Genomic DNA, 2786 nt, shown 5'->3' with positions numbered 1-2786 from the left:
ACGGCATCCGGTGCCTCGGCGACCCAGGCCTTCTTCGACGCGGCGAGCAGGGGCCGCCGCTGGCGGGAGTCGCCGACGGCTATCCTGAGCGGCCTCGTCGCGCAGGCGTCCTCGTCCGCGGGTGACTACGCGCAGGCGCTGGCGCGGGTCGCGTCGGCAGCCTGTGGTCTCGGTGAACCGACGATGCGCGTCATCGGCAACGCGTCGGTCGCCGCCGCCGCCCAGCTCGGTGCGGTCACCCGTACGCGTCCCGGGTTGGTACCGGAGCACATCCCTTTGAGGCCTGCGACGTGGCCGAACCCGGCCGTCGCGGCGTGGGAGACGTCGGTGCCGGGGGGCGAGGCACCCGCGCCCGCGGGGCAGCCGCAGGTCGATCCCGCTGCGCCGGAGCCGGTCGAGGAGGCGCCGGAACCCGCCCGCAGCCTCGAGGAGCTGCTCGCCGAGCTCGACGGCCTCATCGGCCTCGAGCGGGTCAAGCGCGAGATCCACCGCCAGGTGGCGGTGCTGCGGGTCGAGAAGCTTCGGGTGGATGCCGGTCTCAAGGCCCCGACGATGACGCGCCACCTGGTGTTCACCGGCAACCCGGGGACCGGGAAGACCACCGTCGCCCGCCTCGTCGGGGGCATCTACCAGGCGCTCGAGCTGCTCTCCGAGGGCCACCTCGTCGAGGTCGACCGCTCGGAACTCGTCGCCGGCTACCTCGGGCAGACGGCGACCAAGACGGCCGAGGTCGTCGCCTCCGCGGCCGGGGGAGTGCTCTTCATCGACGAGGCCTACAGCCTGACGAGCAGCGGCCCCAGTGGCGACCAGTACGGGCGCGAGGCCGTCGACACGCTCGTCAAGGAGATGGAGGACCGCCGAGACGACCTCGTCGTCATCGTGGCGGGCTACCCGGCGCCGATGGAGACCTTCATCGGTGCCAACCCCGGTCTGGCCAGCCGCTTCCGCACGACCATCGAGTTCGAGGACTACACCGACGACGAGCTCGTCGCGATCCTGCTGCACGTGGCCAAGGGTGCGGACTACGAAGTGCTCCCCGAGGCCGTCGAGCGCTTCCGGGAGGTGCTGGCCCGCACCCCTCGGGGGGACGGCTTCGGCAACGGCCGGTTCTCGCGCAACGCCCTCGAGGCGGCGATCGGTCACCACGCGTGGCGGCTGCGGAAGGTCGACAACCCGACCCTGGAGCAGCTGCGGCAGCTCGTCGCCAAGGACTTCGACACCGAGCCACAGGACGACACAGCACCGGACGACATGCCCGCGGACGATGCTGCACCGGACGACATGCCCGCGGACGCCAGTGCACCCCCGTCGTCGGAGGACCTGGCCGTCGACGGAGCCGACCCCGACCTTCCTGCGTCACACGAGCCCACGTCATCTGGAGGCACCCCGTGACGACCCCCACGTCAGCGATGGCCACCCCGCCACCGCCCCCGACCCCCAGTGCTGCGGCGGCCGCCGCCACTGCGGCCTCGGCGGGCCGACCGGCCGCAACGCCCGCCCCGCCTGCGCCACCGGCAGGGGCCCCGGCACCGTCCGGTGCAGCCCGCAGCGCGCTGACGGGGCTGCTGGCCGGCACGCCCGGCCGGCTGCGTGCACTAGGGGTGCTCGGGGTCGTCGCGGCCCTGGTGTTCGGGCTCGGCGCTGCGCAGGCCTTCCGCTCGGCGTCGGGCGCCGTCGATCGGGCCGCGGCGAACGCCGACCAGGTGGTGCGGATCCAGGCGATCCAGACCAACGTCGTGCAGGCCGACGCCGTCGCCACGAATGCCTTCCTCGTCGGCGGCCTTGAGCCGGCCAGCCAACGCGAGGCATACACGACGGCGATCGCCACGGCATCCGCCCTCATCGCCGAGGCCGCACAGAACCAGCCCGCCGACGGCGCCGCGCTGGCCGCCCTCAACACCGAGCTCGTGGCGTACGCAGGTCAGATCGAGATCGCTCGGGCCAACAACCGTCAGGGGTTGCCGATCGGCGCGCAGTACCTTCGCTCGGCCAGCGCGGACCTGCGGGCGCAGGCACTGCCCCTGCTCAGCAACCTCGCGCAGGCCAACGACGAGCGCGTGGCGCTGGAGTTCAACCGAGCAGGCCAGGCCCTGTGGTGGCTGATGGTCCCCGGCCTGCTGGCCCTCGCGGCACTCGGCGCAGCCCTCACCTGGATCGCTCGGCACTCCCACAGGTACGTCAACGTGCCGCTGGCCGGTGCGGCCCTCGTCGTGCTGGTCACGCTCGTGGGCGGGGCCGCCGGGCTCCTCGGGGTCAAGGCCGATGTCGACACCACTCGCGACGGCGAGTACGCCGCCACCCGCGCTGTCGCCGCCGCGCGCACGGCCGCCTTCGACGCCAAGGCCAACGAGAGCCTCACCCTGATCGCTCGTGGGTCGGGGGCAGCCTTCCAGGAGGCCTGGGCGGCGTCGTCCGAGGCGGTCACGACGCAGTTCGCCACGCTTGATGCCAACCTCGTCGCCACCGGCCTGGACGAGCAGCTGTGGGCCGACTACGTCGCCGCCCACGAGGAGATCCGGGCCCTGGACGACTCCGGTGACTGGGACGGCGCCGTGGACCTGGCAACCGGCACCGGTGCCGGCACCGGGAACACGACCTTCGCGGCCTTCGACGAGGACTCCGCCCAGGTGCTGAGCGACGTCGCGGACCGCACCGCCTCCTCCCTCGCCGACACCGGGGGCTGGCTGCCCATCGGTGGGATCCTGAGCGTGCTCGTGGGGTTGCTGGCGGCAGGGTTGTCCTGGTGGGGAGTCTCGCAGCGACTGGAGGAGTACCGATGAGCCGCG

2 protein-coding genes are annotated in these 2786 nt (G+C 73.0%); both read left to right on the top strand.

Annotated elements, in window-relative coordinates; all coding sequences use genetic code 11:
• On the top strand, positions 1 to 1392 hold a 1392-nt coding region (locus tag PLL68_RS10655), incomplete at its 5' end, for an AAA family ATPase (protein ID WP_324533904.1).
• Complete coding sequence (locus PLL68_RS10650) at positions 1389 to 2780, top strand: GlnX family signal transduction membrane protein (protein WP_324533902.1); 1392 nt, start codon at positions 1389 to 1391, stop codon at positions 2778 to 2780. The genes PLL68_RS10655 and PLL68_RS10650, both read left to right, overlap by 4 nt.
• Positions 2781 to 2786: the final 6 nt, after the last annotated feature.

It is taken from the genome of Ornithinibacter sp., from assembly GCF_035443565.1.
GTDB lineage: Bacteria > Actinomycetota > Actinomycetes > Actinomycetales > Dermatophilaceae > Fodinibacter.
The sequence above is the reverse complement of the archived record's forward strand: the minus strand, read 5'-3'. Positions and strand labels throughout refer to the sequence as shown.